A 3193-nucleotide genomic window follows, 5' to 3' on the forward strand; every position below is an offset into this window, starting at 1 on the left:
CTACGACGGCATCGGCGCGGCCCGTGACGTCATCCAGAACCACCTCCTGCAGCTGATGGCGCTCACCGCGATGGAGGAGCCCGCCGCCTTCGACGCGGCGTCGCTGCTCACCGAGAAGCTGAAGGTGCTGCGGGCCGTGCGGCTGCCGGAGGACCTGGGCAGGCACACCGTGCGCGGTCAGTACGCGGCGGCCTGGCAGGGCGGCACGAAGGTCCGCGGCTATCTGGAGGAGGAGGGGATCGACCAGGCCTCCTCGACCGACACCTACGCCGCGATCAAGCTCCAGGTGGACAACCGCCGCTGGGCGGGCGTGCCGTTCTACCTGCGCACCGGCAAGCGGCTGGGCCGCCGGGTGACGGAGATCGCGGTGGTGTTCCAGCGCGCGCCGCACTCCCCCTTCGACTCCACGGCGACCGAGGAGCTGGGCCAGAACGCGATCGTCATCCGCGTCCAGCCGGACGAGGGCATGACGGTGCGGTTCGGCTCCAAGGTGCCGGGTACGTCGATGGAGATCCGGGACGTGACGATGGACTTCGCCTACGGCGAGTCGTTCACCGAATCGAGCCCCGAGGCGTACGAACGGCTGATCCTTGACGTCCTCCTGGGCGACGCCAACCTGTTCCCCCGTCACCAGGAAGTGGAAGAGTCCTGGAAGATCCTCGACCCGATCGAGCAGTACTGGGCCACGCACGGCCGGCCCGCGCAGTACGCCTCGGGCAGTTGGGGACCCGCGGAAGCCGACGAGATGCTCGCACGAGACGGACGGAGCTGGCGCAGGCCATGAAGATCGACCTGACCGACACCACGGCAAGCAAGATCAACAAGGCGCTGGTGCAGGGCCGCCGGGCCATCGGCACGCCCGCCGTGGGCATGGTCCTGACGATGGTGATCGTCACGGACGAGGAGAACGCCTACGACGCGATCAAGGCGGCCGAGGAGGCCTCGCACGAGCACCCCTCGCGCACCCTGGTCGTCATCAAGCGGCACGCCCGCACCCCGCGCGACCGCACCCAGTCCCGCCTGGACGCAGAGGTCCGGGTCGGCGCCGACGCCGGCACCGGCGAGACCGTGGTGCTGCGGACCTACGGCGAGGTGTCCGACCACGCCGACTCGGTGGTGCTGCCGCTGCTGCTGCCGGACGCGCCGGTGGTGGTGTGGTGGCCCATGGAGGCGCCGGAGGTGCCCTCGAAGGACCCGCTCGGGGCGCTGGCCCAGCGGCGCATCACCGACCTGTACGCCGTGGAGAACCCCCTGGAGATGCTGGAGAGCCGGGTCCGCTCCTACGCGCCCGGCGACACCGACCTCGCCTGGACCCGGCTGACGCCCTGGCGCTCGATGCTGGCGGCGGCGCTGGACCAGGCCCGGGCGAAGGTGATCTCGGCGGCCGTGGAGGCCGAGGCCGAGAACCCGGCCGCCGAGCTGCTGGCCCGCTGGCTGGAGGCGCGGCTGCACGTCCGGGTCGACAGGGTGGTCACCGCCGGGCCGGTGGTGACGGCGGTCCGGCTGGGCACGGAGAACGGCGAGATCGTCATCGACCGCCCCGAGGGGCCGCTGGCCACGCTGACCCTGCCGGGCCAGCCGTCGCGCACCCTCGCGCTGAAGGTCCGTGCCACCTCCGAACTCATCGCCGAGGAGCTGCGGCGCCTCGACGCCGACGAGATGTACGCCATCGCCCTCAACGGCGAGGCAACCGAGGAGACCCCTGCTCATGTCTGACTCCCCCTCCGGATCCCCCGAGCTCACCCGGCGGCCCGAGTGGACCGCACTGGAGGACCACCGCACGGACGCCCTGCCGCAGCCGGATCTGCGTGAGCTGTTCGCGGCGGACCCGGGGCGCGCCGAGCGCTACGTCGTGCACGTGGGCGACCTGCGCATCGACTACTCCAAGCACCTGGTCACCGACGAGACGCTGGCCCTGCTCCAGGAGCTGGCCACCGCCACCGACGTGTTCGGGCTGCGCGACGCCATGTTCCGCGGCGAGAAGATCAACGTCACCGAGAACCGGGCCGTACTGCACACCGCGCTGCGCGCCCCTCGGGACGCCGTGATCGAGGTCGACGGCGAGAACGTCGTCCCGGGTGTGCACGCCGTGCTCGACAAGATGGCCGCCTTCGCGGACCGGGTGCGCTCGGGTGAGTGGACCGGGCACACCGGCAAGCGGATCCGGAACGTCGTCAACATCGGCATCGGCGGCTCGGACCTCGGCCCGGCGATGGCCTACGAGGCGCTGCGGCCGTTCACCGCCCGGGAGCTGACGTTCCGCTTCGTGTCGAACGTGGACGGCTCCGACCTGCACGAGGCCACGCGCGACCTGGACCCGTCGGAGACGCTGTTCATCGTCGCGTCCAAGACCTTCACCACGATCGAGACCATCACCAACGCGACCTCGGCGCGCTCCTGGCTGCTGAACGGCCTGGAGGGCGACGAGAAGGCGGTGGCCAGGCACTTCGTCGCCCTGTCGACGAACGCGGAGAAGGTCGCCGAGTTCGGTATCGACGTCGACAACATGTTCGAGTTCTGGGACTGGGTCGGCGGCCGCTACTCGTACGACTCCGCGATCGGCCTGTCCCTGATGATCGCGATCGGGCCGGACCGCTTCCGGGAGATGCTCGACGGCTTCCGCATCGTCGACGAGCACTTCCGCAACGCCCCCGCGGAGGCCAACGCCCCGCTCCTGATGGGCCTGCTCGGCATCTGGTACGGCAACTTCCACGGCGCGCAGTCGCACGCCGTCCTGCCGTACAGCCACTACCTGTCGAAGTTCACCGCCTACCTCCAGCAGCTCGACATGGAGTCCAACGGCAAGTCGGTGGACCGCGACGGCCGTCCCGTTCAGTGGCAGACGGGTCCGGTCGTGTGGGGCACGCCCGGCACCAACGGGCAGCACGCCTACTACCAGCTGATCCACCAGGGCACCAAGCTCATCCCCGCCGACCTGATCGGCTTCGCTCGGCCCGTCGCCGAGCTCAGCGACGAACTGAAGGCGCAGCACGACCTGCTGATGGCCAACCTGTTCGCGCAGGGGCAGGCGCTCGCCTTCGGCAACACCGCCGAGGAGGTGCGGGCCGAGGGCGTGCCCGAGGAGCAGGTGCCGCACCGCACGTTCCGGGGCAACCACCCCACCACGACGATCCTGGCCACCGAGCTGACCCCGTCGGTCCTCGGCCAGCTGGTCGCCCTCTACGAGCACAAG

Annotated in this window: 3 protein-coding genes; all 3 read left to right on the forward strand. The window is 70.6% G+C overall.

Annotation, left to right across the window (positions count from 1 at the left end):
• Nucleotides 1-784: glucose-6-phosphate dehydrogenase (locus tag GTY47_RS33585; RefSeq protein ID WP_010043072.1), on the forward strand; the 784-nt coding region annotated here is incomplete at its 5' end.
• Nucleotides 781-1716, forward strand: coding sequence for a glucose-6-phosphate dehydrogenase assembly protein OpcA (gene opcA / locus GTY47_RS33590; protein WP_010043074.1), 936 nt, complete (start codon nt 781-783; stop codon nt 1714-1716). The genes GTY47_RS33585 and opcA, both read left to right, overlap by 4 nt.
• Nucleotides 1709-3193, forward strand: a 1485-nt coding sequence (gene pgi, locus GTY47_RS33595; RefSeq protein WP_010043076.1) for a glucose-6-phosphate isomerase, incomplete at its 3' end; no start/stop codon positions are given. The genes opcA and pgi, both read left to right, overlap by 8 nt.

Source organism: Streptomyces sp. SID5464 (assembly GCF_009862985.1).
Lineage (GTDB): Bacteria > Actinomycetota > Actinomycetes > Streptomycetales > Streptomycetaceae > Streptomyces > Streptomyces chartreusis_D.

Coding starts and splice junctions, on each gene's coding strand:
- opcA (WP_010043074.1), top strand. CDS start 781: ATGAAGATCGACCTGACCGACACCACGGCAAGCAAGATCAACAAGGCG.